We start from the raw sequence: 18,258 nt of genomic DNA on the forward strand, positions 1-18,258 counted from the left end.
CGCGGCGCCGGCCCCGGCGAGGTCACCGGCTCCTGCGCATCGGTCGTCGGTGCCGGTGCAGCGCGAGGCGCCGTCGAGCCATCGTGCGGGCGGCCACGCCGTGCCCGCGCGGCATCGTGCCGGCATCCAGAGCGACGGGCGCAGGGGTAGCGCCTTCGGTGGCGGCCGCCACTGACGTCCCTGAGTTCCGATCGGTGCTGCAGGTCGCGCCGATCGGAACCGATCTTGATAATCGGACCCCCATATGGGGGACAATAGGCAGCGATGCGACAGGGAGACGGGGGAGACGAGCTGTCGGGGCTGGTGGCCCGCGCGCAAGCCGGCGACCCAGCCGCGGTGGGCGATGTCATCCGCCGGGTCCGCCCTCGCATCTTCCGGTACGCAATGGCGCGGATCGGAGCCAGAGAGGAAGCAGAAGACGTGACGCAGGAGACGTGCGTGGCGCTGACCGAGGCCCTGCCGCGATTCGATGGGGACGCGAGCCGGTTCACCTCTTTCGTCTTCGGCATCGCGTCGAACAAGGTGCTGATGTCGCAGCGCTCGCGCGGGCGCCGCCCCGAGGTCGCGGTTGCGGATGTGCCGGACGTGAGTTCCGCGGCACCGGGGCCGCTCGAGCGGGCCGAGCGCGATGACGCGTTGCGAGGGCTCTTGGCGCGGCTCGACGGACTACCAGACCGGCACCGCGACGTGCTGCTGCTGCGCATCGTCGCCGACTTGAGCGCCGAACAGGTCGGCGAGGCGCTCGGCACGACGGCGGCGAACGTGCGCGTGATCCAGCATCGTGCGCTGTCCACCCTGCGCGCCGGGATCACCGGGCCCGCCGACGACACGACGGAGGGGGCGTGATGACCCCGGACGACGACGACCTCGCGCGGATCGAGGCCGATGACGCCCTGCTCTCGGCCATCGCCGCCGGTGAGAGCCCGCGGGAGGACCCGGCAGCGCGTCTGCTCGCCGAGCTCGTGCTCGCGGTCGATGAACTCGCCCCTGACGGCGGCGGGGCCGAACCCCGCGGCGGCGGGGACGAAGGGCAGCGCCCCGGTCGCCGCAGCGGCCTGTGGGGAGTCACGCTCGGCGTGTCGATCGCCGTCGCCGCGAGCGGCGGCTTGAGCGCCGCGGCGACCGACCGTCTTCCCGAGCCGGTTCAGCGCCTCGCGGCCGACGTCGGCCAGGCCGCACCGCCTGCCGCCGCGGCACCCGCCGAGGCGGTTTCGGCGGTCGTTCCTGTCGTCGGCGCCGAAGACCCCGAGCAGGGCTCCGGAGCATCCGAGCAAAGCGGCGCATTCCGCCGTGCATCGCTGCCTGATGCCGAGCGGATCTGGTGGCCGGGGGACGCGCGCCTCCGCGCCGTTGAGCACCGAGCCGTCGAGCAGCGCGGCGACGGGGGAACGGGCGATGCCTCGGAGCACGGCGCACAGTCGCGCGACTACCCCTCGCGCGACGGCGATGAGCGGTCAGGAACGGCCGCGCAGTGGTCGAGCTACCCGTCTGCACCCGACACGGACGAGCCGTCCTCCCCGGCATCCTCGACGTACCCCAGCGGCGACGACACGGGCTACCCGGCGCCCACGTCGTCCCCTGCACCGTCCGACGCGACCGGTGCGGGCGACGGCGCGGCGGAGGCGACGGAGCCCGGGGCGGCGCCGACCGATCCCCGGACGCCTTCCTCGAGGCCTGCGCAGAGCACCGGAACCGGTTCAGCCGGCCCTGTGCCCCAGCAGACGACACCTCCGACGCCGGCGCGCGAGACGCCGGCGGCCGGGGCCGCCGCCCGCTCGTCGCAACCGACAGGAACGCCTGCGCCGACGGGGCAGCGCGGTTCGCACGGGGCCGACCGTTCCGCCTACCATCGATGAGTGGGCGGTGAACTGGCGCGCGGGCTCGGCGCGCTGGTCAGCCTGATCTTCCTCGGTCTCACCTTCGGCTTCAGTCCGCCGCTGTACGGCGTGACCCTGCACCTGCTTGCACGCGGCGGCAGCCCTCGACGCTCGATCCTCTTCCTCACCGGGGGCATGGCGCTCAGCGCGACGGTGCTGCTGCTCGCTTTCCGCACCTTCGACCCGACCACCATCGCCCATCAGCTGCAGGGGCAGGTCGCCCGGCTGCTCGTCCAGTCCGTCGTGGACTTCGTGGCCGGCGGTCTGCTGATCGTCGGGGGGCTCGTCTTCGGCTGGTACGCGCGCCGCTCGCCTCGCGAAGCGCCGCCCACCCGGGTGAGCGCCCGTGACGAGCACCCGCAGGCCATGCTCGGCGTCGGCTTCGCGAACACGGCGATCGGCTTCGTGCCACCCGTGACGATGTACGTCACCGGCCGCGTCATCGCGGGCGCCACCGAGCATCTGACCCTGCAACTCGCGGGCTATGCCTGGTTCCTCTTCTTCGTCGTCGCGCCGTACCTTGCGGCCGGCTACGTGTGGCGACGGATGCCGCGGCTGTCGGTGCGGATGCGGCGCGCGTACTCGCGCATCATGAGCCGCGACCTGCGCCCGTTGCTCACCTGGGCGCTGATCGTCGGGGGATTGGTCTTCGTGGCGCTCGGCATCACGACGGCGATCTTCCGCCTCGGCTGAGCGGGCGCATGCCAATCTGGTAGCCGTGACGGAACTGCTCATCGTGATGGTCGCCGCCTTCGTGGCGATCGCCGGCGCGAGTGTGTTCGGCCCGCGGCTCGGCATCGCGGCCCCGCTCGTGCTGGTCGCGGTCGGGGTCGGGGCGAGCTTCCTGCCGTTCTTCGCGCACGTTCACGTCGAGCCCGAGCTGATCCTCGCGGGGGTGCTGCCGCCGCTGCTGTACTCATCGGCGGTGTCGATGCCCGCCATGAACTTCCGGCGCGAGTTCGGCGCGATCAGCGGCCTGTCGGTGCTGCTCGTGGTCGGCAGCTCCCTCGTGCTCGGAGCGTTCTTCGCGCTCGTCGTGCCCGGGCTCGGGTTCGCGTGGGGCGTCGCGCTCGGCGCGATCGTGAGCCCGACGGATGCCGTCGCGACGTCGATCATCAAGCGCAGTCCCGTCTCGAAGCGCGTCGTCGCACTGCTCGACGGCGAGAGCCTGCTCAACGACGCGACTGCCCTCGTCCTGCTGCGCACCGCCGTCGTCGCGGTGGCCGCGTCGTTCTCGTTCTGGGGAGCCGTCGGCAGCTTCGCCCTCTCCGTGCTCATCGCCGGCCTGATCGGGTGGGCGGTCGGCTGGCTCGGCCTGATCGCGCGCAAGCACGTGCGGCAGCCCGCGGTCAACACGCTGATCTCGTTCACGGTGCCGTTCCTCGCATCGGTTCCGGCAGAGCTGTTCGGCGCGTCGGGGCTCGTCGCCGCGGTCGTCGCGGGTCTCGTCACCGGCATCCGCGCGCCTCGCGACCTTTCGCCCCAGAACCGCCTCTCCGACTCGCAGAACTGGCGCACGGTCGAGCTCGTGCTCGAGGGGGTCGTGTTCCTCACGATGGGCATCCAGATCAAGCAGATCGTCGCGCGCGTCGAAGGCGATCACGCCGGCGTGCTCGTCGCCGTGGCCATCGCGGCGGCGGCGCTCGGGGTCACGATCCTGGTGCGCGCGGCATACGTCGTGCCGCTCCTGCTGGTGCTCGGGCGGCGCACGCATCGCGGCAGGCGCTCGCAGGACCGCCTGCTGACCATGCAGGACCAGCTGAGCTCGCCAGAGGGCAAGCAGGAGGTGATCGAGCGCGCGAACACCCTCGGCCGCCCCGCCTCCGAGCGGCGACTCGACCTGATGGCTCGGCGCGTGGCCCAGCTGCTCGCCGACATCGACTACTTCCGCCGTCAGCCGCTCGGCTGGCGCGAGGGCGGCATCGTCGTCTGGGCCGGAATGCGCGGCGCCGTCACCGTCGCGGCCGCGCAGACCCTGCCTGACAGCACGCCGCAGCGCTCGGTGCTCGTGCTCATCGCCTTCACGGTCGCGGCGCTGTCCCTGCTCGTCCAGGGCGGAACGGTCGGCTGGGTGGTGAAGCTGCTCGCCCCAAGGCGGGACGAGGAGGCAGCGGCCGCGCAGGCGGAGGCCGAGCGGAACAGCATCTTCGAGATCCTGCGATCCAGCGCGCAGACGGTTCCCGACCTGCCGCAGCTCGAGGGAAAGCCCACGGCCGAGCGCTTCCAGGCGGCCAGGGCGCACCGCCTCGCCGTGATCTCGGCTCAGCGCGCCGCGCTCCTCGACGCGCGCGATACGGGCACGTTCGACGCCGACATCCTCGAGAGCGCGCTGTTGAACCTGGACGCGTCCGAGATCGCGATCGAGCTGCGCGGTACCCTCGCGGGCGCCACGGCGGTCGACGAGTGAGCTAGCGTCGCCGCGTCGGCCGCACCGACAGCGTCTCGACGGTGCCGCGCTCGGGCAGATCGACCACGAGCCGCACGGCGGCGGCCACGTCCTGCGGTGCGAGGAAGTAGTCGGTGTCGTAGTCCTCGCCGAGCTTGTCGGTGAGCGCGCGCTGCATGTCGGAGTCCGTGCGACCGGGGTGCACGCTCGAGACGCGCACGCCGTTCGGCCGCTCCTCTTCGCGCAGGGCATCCGTCAGCGCGCGCAGCGCGAACTTCGACGCGCCATAGACGCCGCCACGCGGACCGCTGACGAAGCCCGAGCCGCTGTTGATCGCGACGACGATGCCGCGCGCGGCGCGCAGTGCCGGAAGCGCCGCGCGGGTCAGCTCGGCGACCGCGAACACATTGGTGGCGAAGACGCGCTCCCAGGTGGCGCGGTCGGTGTCGGCGATGCGGTCGCCCGCCTCGACGCCGGCCGAGTGCACGAGCACGTCGAGCCGGCGGGGGAGAGGCGGAAGGTCGCCAGTGGCCAGGTCGGCGAGATATCCCTCTGCGGAGGGAAGCGCCGTGATCACCTCGGCCACCCGGTCGACGCGGCGGCCGCCGACGAGGATGTGGTGCGTGCGCCCCAGCTCCTCGGCGATCGCGCGCCCGATTCCGCGCGTTGCGCCGGTGACGAGGGCGATGGGCAGTTGAGCGGATGCCTGGGCGTCGGTCATCCGTCGAGCCTAGCCAGCCGCCCGGCATCCCCACCCCGCCGGTTGCGCTGCTCAGATCCGCTTCGCGCTGCCCGGGCCCGAGCAGCGTCGAGAGGAACCGAGCAGCGCGAATAGGGAAGCATGGGGGTAACGGAAGAAAGAAGAAAGAGGAACGGCATGAGCCAGAAGATCGCACTCGTCACCGGCGCAGGGCGCCCCGGCGGCCTCGGCATGGCCACGGCGCGCGGGCTCGCGCAGCAGGGATTCCACGTGATCGTGACCTCGCGCAGCGACGCGCAGTCCGCCGAGCAGGTGCAGGCGCTTCAGGCGGAGGGGCTCAGCGCCGAGGGCTATCGCCTCGACCTGGGCGACCCGGCCGAGTTCGGGCGCGCCGCCGAGCGGATCCGCGCGGCGCACGGCCACCTCGACGTGCTCATCAACAACGCGAGCGTCTTCCCCGACATGAACACGGGTTCCGCTCTCGATGTCTCGATCGAGCATGTGCAGGCCGCGTTCGATGTCGACGTGATCGGCCCCTGGCTGCTCACGGTCGCGCTGCGTCCGCTGCTCGAGGCGGCGCCGGCGGCTCGCGTCGTGAACCTGTCGAGCGGCGCGTATCAGCAGATCACGTACCTCGATCAGAACCCGGGCGACGTCGGCGCCCCTGCGTACTCCTTCGCGAAGCACACCCTCAACGTTCTGACGAAGATGCTTGCCGCCGCGTTCCACGACACGAGCGTTCTCGTCAACGCCGTCGACCCCGGCCGCGTCGACACCCACCCCGAGCTCGGCACCGACGACGAGGATGTACCGCCCACGGAGGCCGCGAAGTGGGTCGTCGCGGCGGCGACGCTGCCCGCCGGGTCCCCGTCGGGTGCGATCTTCGCCGACGGCGAGCGCGTCGGCTGAGCCGCCGGCCGCTCAGGAGGCGAGGCCCTCGTCGGTCGTGAGCTCGACGGAGGCCCAGACGTCGAACGGCAACTCCTCGAGCCGAGCGACGATGGCGTGACGCACGCGGTCTTCGGCGTCGACGTCCCAGAGGTCGGGCGCGACGACGAAGTCGATCTCGACGTAGAGGCGGCGGCCGAGCTTCGTCGGGCGCACCAGGGGAGCGGGGAGCTCGAACGAGGCGCGCGCGTCGGCGACGGCGTGCTCGATGCGGGCGACCACGTCCGGCGGCGGCGCGCCTTCGAGCAGCTCGTGCAGTCCGGCGCGGATGAGCTGCACGGGCATGCCCGCGACGATCGCCACGGCGACCAGCACCAGGGCAGGGTCGACGAAGACGCTCAGGCCGCCGAGCGCCGTGCGCTCCAGAAGGAGGCCTCCCGCGCCGCCGACGGTGACGACCAGGCTCAGCACGGTCCCTGCGCGCCAGCCGACGATCTCGGCCCGCGCGAGGTCCGAGTCGCGGGCCAGGCCGCGCATGATCAGCACGAGTAGCGCCGAGAACGCGCCAGAGAGCAGGCCGTATGCGAGCAGCACCGCCTTCGAGGCGCGCGAGCCGCCCGCGGCGATGGCCTGAACCGCGGTGATGGCGGCGTAGAGGAGTGTGCCGCCGAGTGCCGCGCCCTGGATCAGCACCGCGATCGGCACTGCGGCCTGCTTTCCGAAGGGGAATCGGCGTGACGGTGCGGAAGCAGCAGCCCGCGAGGCGAGCAGGGATGCGGCCGACAGCGCGATTCCGGCCAGCGTGTAGACCCCGTCGAAGACGAGTGCACCCGCATCGGTGACGAGCCCCCACGCAACCGCGCCCACGCCGAGCACCCCGGCGCCGAGCAAGGAGGCGGTCAGAACGCGCCGCTCGGCGCGAATCGCCGCCGCGGTGTCGTCACGGCTCATGGCCGACAAGCGTGGCCGAAGCGCAGGCGGACTACAACCGGGAAGCGCCCGCCCCGTAGCGCAACCCGTCGAGCAGCAGCCCGACCATCCGCGCGGCGCGCGACGTGTCGGTGCTGCCGGGCGGCGGCACCGACAGATTGGCGACGGCGCCGATCAAGTCGATCGCGTCGATACCGCCGCGCATGGCGCCCGCCGCTGCCGCCGCGTCGAGCAGACGCTGCAGCGCGGGGCCGGCGTTGCTCTCGAAGTACTCGCGCAGCCCGCTGTAAGCGGGGTCGCCCGAGTGCAGCGCCGCACCGAGCCCGTGCTTCGTGGCCACGAACTCCGTGTAGCGCTGCACCCACTGGCGAACGGCCGCATCGGGCTCATGCGTCTCGGCGAGCTGCGTCGCCAGGGCCGTGATGTCGTCGATCTCGCGCCGGAAGACGGCGACGATCAGGTCGGAGCGCAGGGGGAAGTGGCGGTAGAGGGTCGCCGTGCCCACCCCCGCGCGCGCGGCGATGGCGCGCACTCCCACGTCGACGCCATGGGTCGTGAACTCCTCCTTAGCGGCGGCGAGAAGAGCGTCGACATTGCGCTGCGCATCGGCCCGAGGCATCCGCGGTTCTCCCTGACTCGTTGATAAGCGGAACAATGTCCCATATAGTGAGGTGTATCGGAACGATGTCCCGTTTCCAATCGTCTCACGGCATCCGAGCGGATGCCACTAGGGAGTAGTCATGCAGTACCGCACCCTCGGCCGCACCGGCATCAAGGTCACCCCCTACGCGCTCGGCGCGATGATGCTCGGCTCGCTCGGCAACCCGGACCGCCAGGAGGGCATCCGCATCATCCAGCGCGCGCTCGACGGCGGCATCAACTTCATCGACACCGCAGACCGCTACGGCGACTCGGAGCAGGTCGTGGGGGAGGCCCTCAGGGGCCGCCGCGACGAGGTGGTGCTCGCGACGAAGTTCTGGGGTGCGGTCGATGACGACGTGAACCACCGTGGCGCGTCGCGCCGCTGGATCGTCCAGGCCGTCGAGCGCTCGCTGCGCAACCTGCAGACGGACTACATCGACCTCTATCAGCTACACCGGCCCGACCCCGACACCGACATCGACGAGACCCTCTCGGCTCTCACCGACCTCGTGCGGCAGGGCAAGGTGCGCGCGATCGGGTCGTCGTCGATGCGCGGCTCCGAGATCGTCGAGGCGCAGTGGGTCTCCGAACGGCGCGGCTTCGAGCGCTTCCGCACCGAGCAGCCGAACTACTCGATCCTCGATCGCGAGATCGAGCGCGAGATCCTGCCGGTCGCCCAGCGCTACGGCATGGGCACCCTGGTCTACAGCCCGCTCGCCGGCGGCACGCTGACGGGTCGCTACCGCGCCGGGCGCGAGAACGACAACTTCCGCTCGACCCGCACCGGGATGCGCCACTTCCGCGACGAGCGCCGGCTGGCCGCCGTGGAGCAGCTCGTCGCGCTGTCGGACGAGGTGGGCATCACGCTCACGCATCTTGCGATGGCGTTCGTGATCGCGCACCCGGGCGTGACCTCGGCGATCGCCGGGCCGCGCACGATGGAGCAGCTCGAGGACACGCTGGCCGGCACCGACGTCGCACTCTCTGACGAGGTCCTCGACCGCATCGACGCGATCGTGCCGCCGGGGGAGAGCGTCGGGGCGATGGACATGGTCTATCGCGGCCCCGAGGTCGGCGACCCGGGCCTGCGTCGCCGGGTGCCCGGCGAGCGCTCTGCGGCCTAGGCGTTCTGCAAGACTTTCGCCCATGGACCAGGGAACGGCCGAGCGTCTGCGCCGAGAGTCGAGAGCACGAGCGGCGGCGCGCGCGCCCGGCCCCGAGGTCGCGGCCGTCGACGACCTTGACGCCGGGGGAGTGCGCGTGCGCCGCTATGCGGCTCAGCCCGGCGAGCCGGCCGTGGTCGCGGTCTACGCGCACGGCGGGTATTTCGTCGTCGGCGACCTCGATTCGCAGGATGCCTACTGCCGCCGTCTCACGTCGGCGATCGGCAGCGTCGTGTACTCGGTGGACTACGCGCTCGCGCCCGAGGCGCGTGCAGGGGAGTCGATCGCCGGTTTCCTGGCGGCCGCCAGGCTGGCCCACTCCGAGCACCCGAACGGGGCCCTCGTGCTGTCGGGCGACTCGGCCGGCGGGGCGATCGCGTTCGTGGCCGCGGCGCGGCTGCGCGACGAGGGGATACCGGTCGCCGCGCTCTTCCTCACGAATCCGAGCCTCGACCTCAGCCTGGCGGTGGCCGATCGCACGGTCGACGGCGGCCCCGACCTCGACCTGCTCGCCGACGCCGTGGCCGCGTGGGCCGGGAGCGACGCCGCGGCCCCGGGGGTCGACCCGGTGAGGACGCCCGTCGACGGCCTGCCGCCCACGCTCATCGCCGTCGGCACCCGTGACGCGCTGCGACCCGAGGCCGTGCACATGCATGAGCGATTGAGCGCCGCAGGCGTGCCGAGCCGGCTGGTTCTGCTCGAGGGCGTCGGGCACGGATTCGTCGGCGGCGGCACCGTGGGCGACGCGGAAGCTCGCGATCAGGCGCTTGCGGTGCTCGGAGAACTCCTGGCGCGCTGACGCGTGCCGCCGGCCTTCACCGGCGCCGCGCGGCCAGCCAGTCCGCGAACTCCGTCGCGACGATCCGTTCGTCGTGCACGTCGGCAGCCTCCTTCGAGGCCAGCCAGCGGATCGGCGGGCGCATGACGTCGGGGGAGAGCACGGCGAGACCACCAGGGCGAGCCATGCCGTCGAGCATCCCCGTCGCCGTCGCGCCGCCCGGCAGCAGGATGTTCGCCCGCACGGGAGTGTCGGCGAGATCCGCGGCCATGATGCGCGCGAGTGCCTCGGCGCCGGCCCTCGACGGGCCGTAGGGGACGAAGCCGCGTCGGTTCATCGTGCCGTGGTTCATGCTGATCGTCACGACGCGTCCACTGCCCGCGTCGAGCATGCGGGGGACGACGGCGCGGGCGACCAGGAAGTATCCCGTCAGGTTCGTGTCGACCATGTCGCGGAAGGCGGCGGGTGCCACTTCCCAGAAGCCGTGCGGCGTCGTCATGAAGTCGGGGTTCACCGTGCGCATTCCGATGCCGGCGTTGTTGACCAGCAGGTCGATCCCGCCGAGCGCGTCCCACGCCCGTGTCGCTCCGGCCTCGACCGACGTCTCGTCGCGGCTGTCCATCGCGATGCCGATGGCGTCGTTCCCGATGGTCGAGGCGACCTCGGCGACACGATCCGCCGATCGTCCCGTGATCGCGACCCGAGCGCCGGCCTCGGCGAGCCCCGCGGCCATGGCGAGCCCCAGCCCCGAGGTCCCGCCGGTGATCAGGGCGCGCACGCCGTTCAGGTCTTCCATCCGCTCCGCGGTGCTCATCCTTTCGACCCTACGTCCGTGCGTGCGCGGCGGGGAGCGGCAGGAATGGCTTTATTGACATAACCAGCATTATCGGAGATCAGATCGGTTTGGAGAGGAGCGTCGGCACACCAGGTGTCAGGCCGATGTGACGAGGGCTGGCCGCTGCGGGTCGGTGTTGTCGATCACGATGCTCGCCCGCGCGTCGCGCTGCAGGAACGTCTCGTCGAACACGACGATCGCGTCGGCCGGTGCGTCGGCGAATCTCGGTGCGAGCTCGTCGGTCTCGAGGTCGTGCAGGCGCGCCGCGTACCTGAGACTGCCACCGGGCCTGAGCGGGTCGAGCGTGAGCCGCCTCAACGACTCGAAGTCGAAAGCGTCGTCGTAGTGGCCGCGAGCCGAGTCTCTCCCCCCGCCTGCGTCGAATTTCCCTCACATTATGGAATCCGTCTGGATTGAGATGGATGACGGGTCTGCCGCTCTCTGCCAGGAGCCGCGCTGCCGGTACGTTTGCGGCATGCCTCTCCCCTGGTCCGTTCAGATCCTCGCCTTCGACGGCATGGAAGTCCTCGACTATGCCGGCCCCTACGAGGTGTTCAACGTCGCCGGCGAGGTCACCGACCCCAGCGCCTTCGCCGTGGCATCCGTCGGCGTCACGCCGCACCCCGTCGGCCGTGGCGGCTTCGCCGTCGTTCCCGACTTCACGCTCGACGATGCGCCGCGCGCGGACGTCCTCGTGATCCCCGGCGGGCGCGGCAGTCGCGCACTGCAGCGCGATGAGCGCGTTCTCGCGTGGCTGCGCGAGCGAAGTGCGGATGCCTCGCTGCTGCTCACCGTGTGCACCGGCGCCCTCGTCGCCGGCTCTGCCGGCCTGCTGGCCGGCCTCGAAGCCACCACGCACCACGGCGCCTTCGACGAGTTGCAGGCAGCCTCGCCCACGACCATGGTCGTGCGCGGGCGGCGCTTCGTGCGCTCGTCCGACCGCATCCGCACTTCGGCAGGGGTCTCGGCGGGAACCGATCTCGCCCTGGCGGTCGTCGCCGAGCTCGCGGGGGCCGAGGCGCACGCCGCCGTCGTCGACGAGATGGAGTGGATGTGGCAGGACCGCGCGTGACCTGCGCGGATCGCACCGATCGCCGCTAGCGTTCCGCACATGGCATCACGGCTCTCGGAACTGGTGATCAAGTGCGTCGATCCGCAACGGCTCGCGGACTTCTGGAGCGAGGTGCTCGGATTCACGACCCTCGACGATGACGGCGACGAGGTCGAGATCGGGCCGGCGAGCGGCTTCGGCGGCCTGCAGCCGACCCTGATCTTCAGCCGCAGCACCGACCCGAGGCCCGAGCGGCTGCGCATTCACATCGACGTGAACCCGACCGACCGCGATCAGGATGCCGAACTCGAGCGGCTCCTCGGCATCGGCGCCCGGCACGCCGACGTCGGCCAGACCGGCGAGGAATCCTGGTACGTCCTGCAGGACCCCGAGGGCAACGAGTTCTGCCTGCTGCGCCGTCGCCTCGACGACTGAATCGGCTCACTCCCCCGCAGTTCATCAGCGCGAAACCAGACCCTCAGCTAATCCGGAGGTAGTGGTTCCGTTTTGCACCTAGAGTAACCGGAGTATCAATCTCCGAATCAAGCTCTAGTCCTCGGGAGCCCTCTTGTCCGCTACCGCCACCGCGCCCACCGTGAGCGCCGACCCGCATGCAGAGCACCATCACTCGCGTCGCTGGGTCATCCTCGTCGTGCTGGCGCTCAGCCAGCTCATGGTCATCCTCGACTCCACCGTCGTGAACATCGCCCTGCCGACCGCGCAGAAGGCGCTCGCGTTCAGCGACAACGACCGCCAGTGGATCATCACCGGCTACACCCTCGCCTTCGGCAGCCTGCTGCTCTTCGCCGGCCGCCTGGCTGACCTGTTCGGCCGCAAGTGGGCGCTCATCATCGGCCTCGCGGGCTTCGCCCTGGCATCCGCCCTCGGCGGCTTCGCGACCAGCTTCGAGATGCTCGTCACCGCGCGCGTCATCCAGGGCGCGTTCGGCGCGATCCTCGCGCCCGCCGTCCTCGCCATCCTCACCACGACCTTCGTCGACGGCCGAGAGCGCGGGCGCGCCTTCGGCATCTTCGGCGCCATCGGCGGTGGCGGCGCCGCCCTCGGCCTGCTGCTCGGCGGCGTGCTGACCGAGTACTTCTCGTGGCGCGCCACCATGTTCGTGAACATCTTCTTCGCGATTCCCGCCCTGATCGGCGCGTTCGTGCTGCTGCGCCACAGCGCGAGTGCGCACCGACCGCGGCTCGACCTGCCCGGCGCCATCACCATCACCGCCGGTCTGTTCGCCCTCGTCTACGGCTTCTCGCTCGCCGACACCGACGGCTGGGGCGACGTCAAGACCCTCGGCTTCCTGATCGCCTCGGGGGTCCTGCTCGTCGCGTTCGTCGTCATCGAGGCCTACTCGAAGCACGCCCTGCTCCCGCTGCGCATCCTGCTCGACCGCAACCGCGGCGGCGGCCTGATCGCGATGTTCCTCGCGACGACCGGCATGTTCGGTGTCTTCCTCTTCATGACCTACTACCTGCAGTCGAACCTCGGCTACAGCGCGGTCAAGACCGGCGTCGCCTTCCTGCCGCTGCCGGCGGCCATCGTGCTGACGGCGGCGGTCATCATGCCGCGTCTGCAGCGCAGGGTGAGCCCGAAGATCCTCGTGCCCATCGGCATGCTCCTCGGCGCCATCGCCCTCGCCCTGCTCACGCGCATCGAGGTCCTCGGCGACTACGCGGCCGACGTGCTGCCGAGCCTCATCCTGCTCGGTCTCGGCATGGGCACGCTGTTCTCGATCGCCATGAGCATCTCGACGCTGCGCGTGAACCCCGAAGACGCCGGCGTGGCCTCTGCCACCGTCAACACGGTGCAGCAGGTCGGCGGCTCCATCGGGACCGCCCTGCTCAACACCATCGCGAGCACCACCATCACGGCCTACATCACCGATCACATCGCGAAGGCGCTGACCAAGCAGGCTCAGCTCGGCGTCCAGGCGCAGGGTGCGATCGAGGGCTACCACGTGGCGTTCTGGCTCGCGGCCGCGATCTTCGCGGGCGGCGCCGTGGTCACCGCGATCGTGCTGCGTCGCGGCGTGCCGGAGGAATTCGTCCACTCCTCAGGAGAGCCTGCAATGATTCACGCATAGCGATGCGACGACGCGGCCGGGAAGGAGTGACGAGTGTGACAAGCACTGCGGATTCCCCTACCCGGCCGCTTCGTCGTGACGCGGCGCGCAACCGCCGCCTTCTGCTCGACGCGGGCCGCGAGGTGTTCGCCGCGCGGGGCCTCGAGGCGACCCTCGACGAGATCGCGCACCACGCCGGAGTCGGCGTCGGCACCGCCTATCGGCACTTCGCCAACAAGCAGGAGCTCGCCGCCGCGATCTTCGCCGACGACTTCGAGCAACTCGCCGCTTCGGCGCGCGCGGCCCTCGAGGTCGACGACCCGTGGCAGGCGCTCGTCGGGTTCATCGAGACGACGGTGGCGAAGCAGGCCGACGACCGCGGACTGCACGAGCTGATGACCGCCGGAACCATGGCCGAGCAGCCGATTCACGTCGACGGCAAGCTCGAGACGATGCGCGATGCGCTGTTCGAGCCCGTCACCGCTCTCGTCGAGCGGGCGAAGAATAACGGATGCCTGCGCGCAGACGCGGCCCCCACCGACATCGCCGCCATCCTGTTCATGATGGGCGTGAACTTCACCATGAGCGAGGCCGTCGGCCGGCCGGTCTGGAAGCGGTACCTCTGGCTGCTGCTCGACGGGCTGCGCGCCACCCCGTGCGGCAAGCTGCCGGTCGAGGCGCTCGACTTCGACGAGCTGCAGACCGCGCTCACGGCCGCAAAGAAGCACTGACCCCGAGCACCTCTCGCACCCGGCCTGCGTTCCGCGCGAAGCCCTCGACGTCGTCGTCGCCCATGCGGGACTGCAGCAGCACCGAGGTCGCCCCCGCTGCGAACACGTCGCGCACCGTTGCCGCGACGTCGTCGACCGATCCGACGGCTGCGTAGCGCCGCTCCCCCGTGAACCGCCAGCGATCGAACTCGGCCTCCATGCGCTCGTGCGCACCGTCGCCGAAGTCGGCCAGCAGGAAGACGGCCACCTCGAAGGCGCCGTCGACGCCGGCATCCGCCCGGGCCCGCGTCGCCCGCGCGACGCTGTCGCGCACCATGCCTGCGCTCCAGCCGCCGGTGAGCACGATGCCGTCGGCGACCTCGCCGACGAGAGCGGTCGTCTTCGGCCCCTCGGCCGCGGCGAGGATGCGCGTCGGTGCTGCCGGCGGCCAGTCGAGCCTCACGCGGTCGAGGCTCACGTAGCGGCCCGACGCGGTGACCTCGTCGCCGGCGAGCAGCCGCCGCAGAGCCGGCACGTATTCGCGCAGCAGGGTCAGCGGCGAGGCAACGCGGGTCCCCGTCTGCCCCATCCAGCTCTGCACGCCGTGGCCCACGCCGAAGCGCCCACGACCCGGGAAGAGGCGATCGATCGTGGCGAGCTCCATCGCGAGAAGGGCAACGTTGCGCAGGGGCATCGGCAGGATGCCCACGCCGACCCTGAGCCGCTCGGTCGCCGCGAGCGCCGCGACCAGCGAGGCGATGCCGCTCTCTTTGAAGCAGTCCTCCCACACCCACAGCTCGTCGAGACCGGCCTCTTCGGCGGCGCCGGCGGCCGCGCGCAGCCGCTCGGGCGGCGAGGAGGGCTGGAAGATGATTCCGAGTGAGCTCATACCGCGAGGCTAGAGGCGGCCGCCGACAGCGGGTACCCTGCGCCCCATGGTCGAGCCCATCACCCCGCACGAGTTCCACGCCTTTCCCGGGGTCGAGGACTGGCGCATCCTCTCCACCGGCGCCGCGTGCTACTTCGCGACCGGCTCGTTCGCGACGGGCGTCAAGCTGCTGACGCGCATCGGCGAGCTGGCGGATGCCGCGAACCACCACCCCGACGTCGACCTGCGCTACTCCGGCGTGCAGGTGCGGCTGCGCACCCACGAGGTCGAGCCCGACGCCTGGCTGAGCGCCCGAGACGCCGAGCTCGCGGCGCAGATCTCGGCCGTGGCCCGGGAACTCGGCGCCGCCGCCGACCCGAGCCGGGTGCAGGCGGTGCAGATCGCCATCGACGCGCTGGACATCCAGAGGGTGCGGCCGTTCTGGGCGGCGGTGCTCGGCTACGCGCCGTTCCTCGACGAGGACGTCACCGACCCCGGCGGCTTCGGCCCCAATATGTGGTTCCAGCAGATGGATGCGCCCCGGCCGCAGCGCAACCGCATCCACCTCGACCTCTACGTTCCGGGCGACGTGGCGCGCAGTCGCATCGACGCGGCCGTCGCGGCAGGCGGCAGCGTCGTGCGCGACAACGGGCCGAACTGGTGGACGCTCGCGGACCCCGAGGGCAACGAGGTCGACGTTGCCCCGTGGCCCGACATCTCCTGAGGGCGGGCTACTCGCCCGCGAAGCCGGAGGTGTCGCCGACGAGGCGGGTGTGGCCCGCCGGCACCGGCTCGACAGCGGCGAGCGCGACCTCTGCGGCGAACTCGGCCACGTTGTAGAGCTTCCCGGCGGCCTGGCGGCGCGCCTCGATCGCGTCAGGGTTCATGCGGTTCAGCAGCGTCGCCGTGATCGTGCCCTCGATCATGTCGCCGGAGACGACGACGAAGTCGATGCCGCGTGATTCGAGCGCGGGAATCCGCTCGCGCAGTGCGTCCTCGCCGGCGCGCTTCGACTTCGCGACCGGCTCGTACTCGGGCATGGTCGGCGTCGTGCGGATGAAGTGCGCCTGGTGGCTCGTGACGAACACGACGCGGCCGCCCGCTGCCAGCAGCGGCAGTGCGGCCTCGAGCACCGAGACCTGCGCATCGCGGTTGAGGCGCAGCGCGTAGTCGTCGCCCATGCCCGCCTCCATACCGCCCGACGCGTTCAGCACGAGCAGGTCGAGTCCGCCCCAGGCGTCCTTCACCTGCGCGAACATCGCGGCGACCGACTCGGGGTCGGTCAGATCGGCGGCGACGACCAGCGCCTCGGCGCCCTTCTCGGCCAGCTGCGCCTGCAGCTTCTCGGCGCGCGCCGCCTTGTTGCGGTAGTTGATGACGACCTTCGCCCCCGCTTCGGCGAAGTAGGTGACCGTGTCGGCGCCGATTCCGCGGCTCGACCCCGTGACGAGCACGCGCTTGCCTGCGAGGGATCCGGGGGCGAGAGGGTTGGTCACGAGGAACTCCTAATGGGGGACGAAATAGGGTGCGAAGAAACCCCCATCGACCCTACCAATGACAGTAGGGTGAGCCTCATGGGTGGGTTCGAGTGGGTCGTCTGGGCCGCTCTGATCGTCGTGCTCGTGGCCATCGCGATGCTCACGGCCGAGATCGAGTTCATGTTGCTCGCCCTCGGCGCCCTCGGCGGGCTCATCGCCGATCTGCTCGGGGCGCCCTGGTGGCTCGCGACGATCATCGCCGCCGTCATCGCGATCCTCGGCACCTTCCTGCTGCGGCCGCCGCTGCTGAACGCGCTGCGCCGCAGCTCCGACCCGACGAAGAGCAACATCGACGCCATCGTCGGCACGACCGGCCAGGTGCTCACCCAGGTCACGCAGGCGGGCGGCCAGGTGAAGCTCGCGAACGGCGAGACGTGGAGCGCACGGCTTCGCGGCGAGACCGCGCCGGCGATCGGCCCGGGCGTGTTCGTGCGTGTGCTGGCCGTCGACGGGGCATCCGTCGTCATCGAACCAGAGGCGAGCAGCGCGCCGCTCGGCTGAGGCGGCGCGGAACAGACGTGACATGACAGAGAGGTCGGCATGGACGCAGGCGCAGTGATCATCGGCGTCGTCATCGTGATCGTCATCATCTTCGTGCTGGTGACGATCTTCCGGGCGATCCGCATCGTCCCCCAGGCGCGGGCGGGCGTCGTGGAGCGGCTCGGCCGCTATCACAAGACCCTCACACCGGGGCTCAACCTGCTCGTGCCGTACATCGACCACCTGCGGCCGCTCATCGACCTGCGCGAGCAGGTCGTGTCGTTCCCGCCGCAGCCGGTCATCACCGAGGACAACCTGGTCGTCTCGATCGACACCGTCATCTATTTCCAGGTGACGGATGCCCGCGCGGCGACCTATGAGATCGCGAACTACCTCGCCGCGGTCGAGCAGCTGACCACGACCACCCTGCGCAACGTGGTCGGCGGCATGAACCTCGAAGAGGTGCTCACGAGCCGCGACAACATCAACTCCCAGCTGCGCGTCGTGCTCGACGAGGCGACGGGCAAGTGGGGCATCCGCGTCGGCCGTGTCGAGCTCAAGTCGATCGACCCGCCCGCCTCGATCCAGGACTCGATGGAGCAGCAGATGCGCGCAGAGCGCAACCGCCGCGCCGCGATCCTGAACGCCGAGGGCACCAAGCAGGCCGAGATCCTCAACGCGGAAGGAACGAAGCAGTCGGCGATCCTGCGCGCAGAGGGCGAGAAGCAGGCCGCGATCCTGCGCGCAGAGGGCGAGGCGAAGGCGATCGACACCGTCTTCTCCGCGATCCACCAGGGCAAGCCCGACGACCTGCTGCTCGCCTATCAGTACCTGCAGACCCTGCCGCTCATCGCGAACGGGCAGGCGAACAAGGTGTGGATGATCCCCGCCGAGCTCACCAAGGCGCTCGACGGCATCGGGCAGGCGTTCGGCGCGAAGGTTCCCGGCGGTTCGGTGCCGACCGCGACGAACCCGCCGGCGACTCCGCCCGCCGCGGAGTAGCGCCCTGAGCGCCGGCGACTCGGGCAGCGGCTACTTCGCTCCCCCGCGTCCGCGCGTGCTCGCGCACCGCGGGCTCGCGCTCGAAGCGCCCGAGAACACCCTGCCCGCCTTCACCAAGGCGCTCGAGGCCGGCGCGGTCTACATCGAGACCGACGTGCACGCCTCGGCCGACGGCATCGCGATCATCAGCCACGACCCCGACCTCAGGCGGCTCGCGGGGCGCCGCGAGCGCATCGATCAGCTCACCCGCGCGGCACTCGCCGACGTCGAGCTGGGCAACGGGGCGCGCTTCAGCACGCTCGCCGAGGCGCTTGCGGCGCTGCCCGAGGCGCGCTTCAA

Annotated in this window: 22 protein-coding genes; 15 read left to right on the forward strand and 7 right to left on the reverse strand. The window is 71.1% G+C overall.

Translation table 11 applies throughout. The features are described from left to right. Window positions 1-264: 264 nt before the first annotated feature. The 4 genes from ACM2XV_RS04605 to ACM2XV_RS04620 are packed head-to-tail and all read left to right on the forward strand — an operon-like array spanning window position 265 to window position 4,284. On the forward strand, window positions 265-846 hold the full coding sequence (locus ACM2XV_RS04605; RefSeq protein ID WP_487026116.1) for a sigma-70 family RNA polymerase sigma factor: 582 nt from the start codon (window positions 265-267) through the stop codon (window positions 844-846). Beyond that, on the forward strand, window positions 846-1,856 hold the full coding sequence (locus ACM2XV_RS04610; protein WP_487026117.1) for a hypothetical protein: 1,011 nt from the start codon (window positions 846-848) through the stop codon (window positions 1,854-1,856). Before ACM2XV_RS04605 ends, ACM2XV_RS04610 begins: the two co-directional genes overlap by 1 nt. Continuing rightward, a complete protein-coding gene (locus ACM2XV_RS04615) occupies window positions 1,857-2,570 on the forward strand; it encodes a GAP family protein (protein ID WP_344778109.1) in 714 nt (237 codons plus the stop codon). A 25-nt stretch (window positions 2,571-2,595) separates the two neighbouring features. Continuing rightward, on the forward strand, window positions 2,596-4,284 hold the full coding sequence (locus ACM2XV_RS04620) for a cation:proton antiporter (protein ID WP_487026118.1): 1,689 nt from the start codon (window positions 2,596-2,598) through the stop codon (window positions 4,282-4,284). Between the two features lies 1 nt (window position 4,285). Here the strand turns inward: ACM2XV_RS04620 and ACM2XV_RS04625 are convergent, their stop codons facing one another. Then, complete coding sequence (locus tag ACM2XV_RS04625) at window positions 4,286-4,984, reverse strand: SDR family oxidoreductase (RefSeq protein ID WP_344778105.1); 699 nt, start codon at window positions 4,982-4,984, stop codon at window positions 4,286-4,288. 156 nt (window positions 4,985-5,140) lie between these two features. Between ACM2XV_RS04625 and ACM2XV_RS04630 the strand changes: the two genes are divergently transcribed. Further along, window positions 5,141-5,872, forward strand: coding sequence for an SDR family NAD(P)-dependent oxidoreductase (locus tag ACM2XV_RS04630; protein ID WP_487026119.1), 732 nt, complete (start codon window positions 5,141-5,143; stop codon window positions 5,870-5,872). A 12-nt stretch (window positions 5,873-5,884) separates the two neighbouring features. On the opposite strand, the gene ACM2XV_RS04635 is transcribed toward ACM2XV_RS04630, so the two are convergent. Beyond that, window positions 5,885-6,802 carry a cation efflux transmembrane domain-containing protein gene (locus ACM2XV_RS04635; protein ID WP_487026120.1) on the reverse strand — a complete coding sequence of 306 codons (918 nt, stop codon included), beginning with the start codon at window positions 6,800-6,802 and terminating at the stop codon, window positions 5,885-5,887. A gap of 31 nt (window positions 6,803-6,833) precedes the next feature. Beyond that, window positions 6,834-7,400 carry a TetR/AcrR family transcriptional regulator gene (locus ACM2XV_RS04640; RefSeq protein ID WP_487026121.1) on the reverse strand — a complete coding sequence of 189 codons (567 nt, stop codon included), beginning with the start codon at window positions 7,398-7,400 and terminating at the stop codon, window positions 6,834-6,836. Window positions 7,401-7,521: 121 nt separating this feature from the next. Here ACM2XV_RS04640 and ACM2XV_RS04645 point away from each other — a divergent pair, with 121 nt between their 5' ends. Both ACM2XV_RS04645 and ACM2XV_RS04650 read left to right on the forward strand, forming a co-directional pair. After that, window positions 7,522-8,547, forward strand: coding sequence for an aldo/keto reductase (locus tag ACM2XV_RS04645; protein ID WP_487026122.1), 1,026 nt, complete (start codon window positions 7,522-7,524; stop codon window positions 8,545-8,547). A gap of 22 nt (window positions 8,548-8,569) precedes the next feature. Continuing rightward, the gene (locus ACM2XV_RS04650; RefSeq protein WP_487026123.1) at window positions 8,570-9,385 is read left to right on the forward strand and encodes an alpha/beta hydrolase fold domain-containing protein; all 816 of its coding nucleotides are present in this window, start codon (window positions 8,570-8,572) and stop codon (window positions 9,383-9,385) included. 16 nt (window positions 9,386-9,401) lie between these two features. On the opposite strand, the gene ACM2XV_RS04655 is transcribed toward ACM2XV_RS04650, so the two are convergent. Together ACM2XV_RS04655 and ACM2XV_RS04660 are read right to left on the reverse strand one after the other, a co-directional pair. Next, the gene (locus ACM2XV_RS04655) at window positions 9,402-10,178 is read right to left on the reverse strand and encodes an SDR family NAD(P)-dependent oxidoreductase (RefSeq protein WP_487026124.1); all 777 of its coding nucleotides are present in this window, start codon (window positions 10,176-10,178) and stop codon (window positions 9,402-9,404) included. A gap of 117 nt (window positions 10,179-10,295) precedes the next feature. Then, window positions 10,296-10,517 carry a hypothetical protein gene (locus ACM2XV_RS04660; protein WP_487026125.1) on the reverse strand — a complete coding sequence of 74 codons (222 nt, stop codon included), beginning with the start codon at window positions 10,515-10,517 and terminating at the stop codon, window positions 10,296-10,298. Window positions 10,518-10,674: 157 nt separating this feature from the next. Here ACM2XV_RS04660 and ACM2XV_RS04665 point away from each other — a divergent pair, with 157 nt between their 5' ends. The 4 genes from ACM2XV_RS04665 to ACM2XV_RS04680 all read left to right on the forward strand — a co-directional run bounded on the left by ACM2XV_RS04665 (window position 10,675) and on the right by ACM2XV_RS04680 (window position 14,052). Beyond that, a complete protein-coding gene (locus ACM2XV_RS04665; RefSeq protein ID WP_487026126.1) occupies window positions 10,675-11,271 on the forward strand; it encodes a DJ-1/PfpI family protein in 597 nt (198 codons plus the stop codon). Window positions 11,272-11,310: 39 nt separating this feature from the next. Then, window positions 11,311-11,685: a VOC family protein gene (locus tag ACM2XV_RS04670; protein WP_344778089.1), complete on the forward strand. Its 375-nt coding sequence runs from the start codon at window positions 11,311-11,313 to the stop codon at window positions 11,683-11,685. A 133-nt stretch (window positions 11,686-11,818) separates the two neighbouring features. Continuing rightward, the gene (locus ACM2XV_RS04675; RefSeq protein WP_487026127.1) at window positions 11,819-13,342 is read left to right on the forward strand and encodes an MFS transporter; all 1,524 of its coding nucleotides are present in this window, start codon (window positions 11,819-11,821) and stop codon (window positions 13,340-13,342) included. 35 nt (window positions 13,343-13,377) lie between these two features. Next, window positions 13,378-14,052: a TetR/AcrR family transcriptional regulator gene (locus tag ACM2XV_RS04680; protein ID WP_487026128.1), complete on the forward strand. Its 675-nt coding sequence runs from the start codon at window positions 13,378-13,380 to the stop codon at window positions 14,050-14,052. Here the strand turns inward: ACM2XV_RS04680 and ACM2XV_RS04685 are convergent. Further along, window positions 14,030-14,920 carry an LLM class flavin-dependent oxidoreductase gene (locus tag ACM2XV_RS04685; RefSeq protein ID WP_487026129.1) on the reverse strand — a complete coding sequence of 297 codons (891 nt, stop codon included), beginning with the start codon at window positions 14,918-14,920 and terminating at the stop codon, window positions 14,030-14,032. The two genes, ACM2XV_RS04680 and ACM2XV_RS04685, sit on opposite strands and share 23 nt — an antisense overlap. Window positions 14,921-14,966: 46 nt before the next feature. On the opposite strand from ACM2XV_RS04685, the gene ACM2XV_RS04690 reads away from it, so the two are divergent. After that, the gene (locus ACM2XV_RS04690; RefSeq protein ID WP_487026130.1) at window positions 14,967-15,623 is read left to right on the forward strand and encodes a VOC family protein; all 657 of its coding nucleotides are present in this window, start codon (window positions 14,967-14,969) and stop codon (window positions 15,621-15,623) included. 7 nt (window positions 15,624-15,630) lie between these two features. On the opposite strand, the gene ACM2XV_RS04695 is transcribed toward ACM2XV_RS04690, so the two are convergent. Further along, window positions 15,631-16,395 carry an SDR family oxidoreductase gene (locus ACM2XV_RS04695; protein WP_344778079.1) on the reverse strand — a complete coding sequence of 255 codons (765 nt, stop codon included), beginning with the start codon at window positions 16,393-16,395 and terminating at the stop codon, window positions 15,631-15,633. Window positions 16,396-16,473: 78 nt separating this feature from the next. Here ACM2XV_RS04695 and ACM2XV_RS04700 point away from each other — a divergent pair, with 78 nt between their 5' ends. The 3 genes from ACM2XV_RS04700 to ACM2XV_RS04710 all read left to right on the forward strand — a co-directional run. Beyond that, window positions 16,474-16,938 (forward strand): NfeD family protein, encoded by a 465-nt coding sequence (locus ACM2XV_RS04700; protein WP_487026131.1) that lies wholly within the window; start codon window positions 16,474-16,476, stop codon window positions 16,936-16,938. A gap of 39 nt (window positions 16,939-16,977) precedes the next feature. Further along, window positions 16,978-17,919, forward strand: a complete 942-nt coding sequence (locus tag ACM2XV_RS04705) for an SPFH domain-containing protein (protein WP_487026132.1) — start codon at window positions 16,978-16,980, stop codon at window positions 17,917-17,919. Window positions 17,920-17,974: 55 nt separating this feature from the next. Next, the coding region (locus ACM2XV_RS04710) for a glycerophosphodiester phosphodiesterase (RefSeq protein WP_487026133.1) at window positions 17,975-18,258 on the forward strand (284 nt) is incomplete at its 3' end.

The organism is Gryllotalpicola sp. CP2-P1 (assembly GCF_057512245.1).

What these genes read in the sequence shown, in the direction of transcription:
- ACM2XV_RS04635 (WP_487026120.1), bottom strand. Translation starts at nt 6,802, where the DNA reads ATGAGCCGTGACGACACCGCGGCGGCGATTCGCGCCGAGCGGCGCGTT.
- ACM2XV_RS04705 (WP_487026132.1), top strand. Translation starts at nt 16,978, where the DNA reads ATGGACGCAGGCGCAGTGATCATCGGCGTCGTCATCGTGATCGTCATC.
- ACM2XV_RS04690 (WP_487026130.1), top strand. Translation starts at nt 14,967, where the DNA reads ATGGTCGAGCCCATCACCCCGCACGAGTTCCACGCCTTTCCCGGGGTC.
- ACM2XV_RS04655 (WP_487026124.1), bottom strand. Translation starts at nt 10,178, where the DNA reads ATGAGCACCGCGGAGCGGATGGAAGACCTGAACGGCGTGCGCGCCCTG.
- ACM2XV_RS04610 (WP_487026117.1), top strand. Translation starts at nt 846, where the DNA reads ATGACCCCGGACGACGACGACCTCGCGCGGATCGAGGCCGATGACGCC.
- ACM2XV_RS04625 (WP_344778105.1), bottom strand. Translation starts at nt 4,984, where the DNA reads ATGACCGACGCCCAGGCATCCGCTCAACTGCCCATCGCCCTCGTCACC.
- ACM2XV_RS04640 (WP_487026121.1), bottom strand. Translation starts at nt 7,400, where the DNA reads ATGCCTCGGGCCGATGCGCAGCGCAATGTCGACGCTCTTCTCGCCGCC.
- ACM2XV_RS04685 (WP_487026129.1), bottom strand. Translation starts at nt 14,920, where the DNA reads ATGAGCTCACTCGGAATCATCTTCCAGCCCTCCTCGCCGCCCGAGCGG.
- ACM2XV_RS04650 (WP_487026123.1), top strand. Translation starts at nt 8,570, where the DNA reads ATGGACCAGGGAACGGCCGAGCGTCTGCGCCGAGAGTCGAGAGCACGA.
- ACM2XV_RS04630 (WP_487026119.1), top strand. Translation starts at nt 5,141, where the DNA reads ATGAGCCAGAAGATCGCACTCGTCACCGGCGCAGGGCGCCCCGGCGGC.
- ACM2XV_RS04670 (WP_344778089.1), top strand. Translation starts at nt 11,311, where the DNA reads ATGGCATCACGGCTCTCGGAACTGGTGATCAAGTGCGTCGATCCGCAA.
- ACM2XV_RS04665 (WP_487026126.1), top strand. Translation starts at nt 10,675, where the DNA reads ATGCCTCTCCCCTGGTCCGTTCAGATCCTCGCCTTCGACGGCATGGAA.
- ACM2XV_RS04605 (WP_487026116.1), top strand. Translation starts at nt 265, where the DNA reads ATGCGACAGGGAGACGGGGGAGACGAGCTGTCGGGGCTGGTGGCCCGC.
- ACM2XV_RS04645 (WP_487026122.1), top strand. Translation starts at nt 7,522, where the DNA reads ATGCAGTACCGCACCCTCGGCCGCACCGGCATCAAGGTCACCCCCTAC.
- ACM2XV_RS04700 (WP_487026131.1), top strand. Translation starts at nt 16,474, where the DNA reads ATGGGTGGGTTCGAGTGGGTCGTCTGGGCCGCTCTGATCGTCGTGCTC.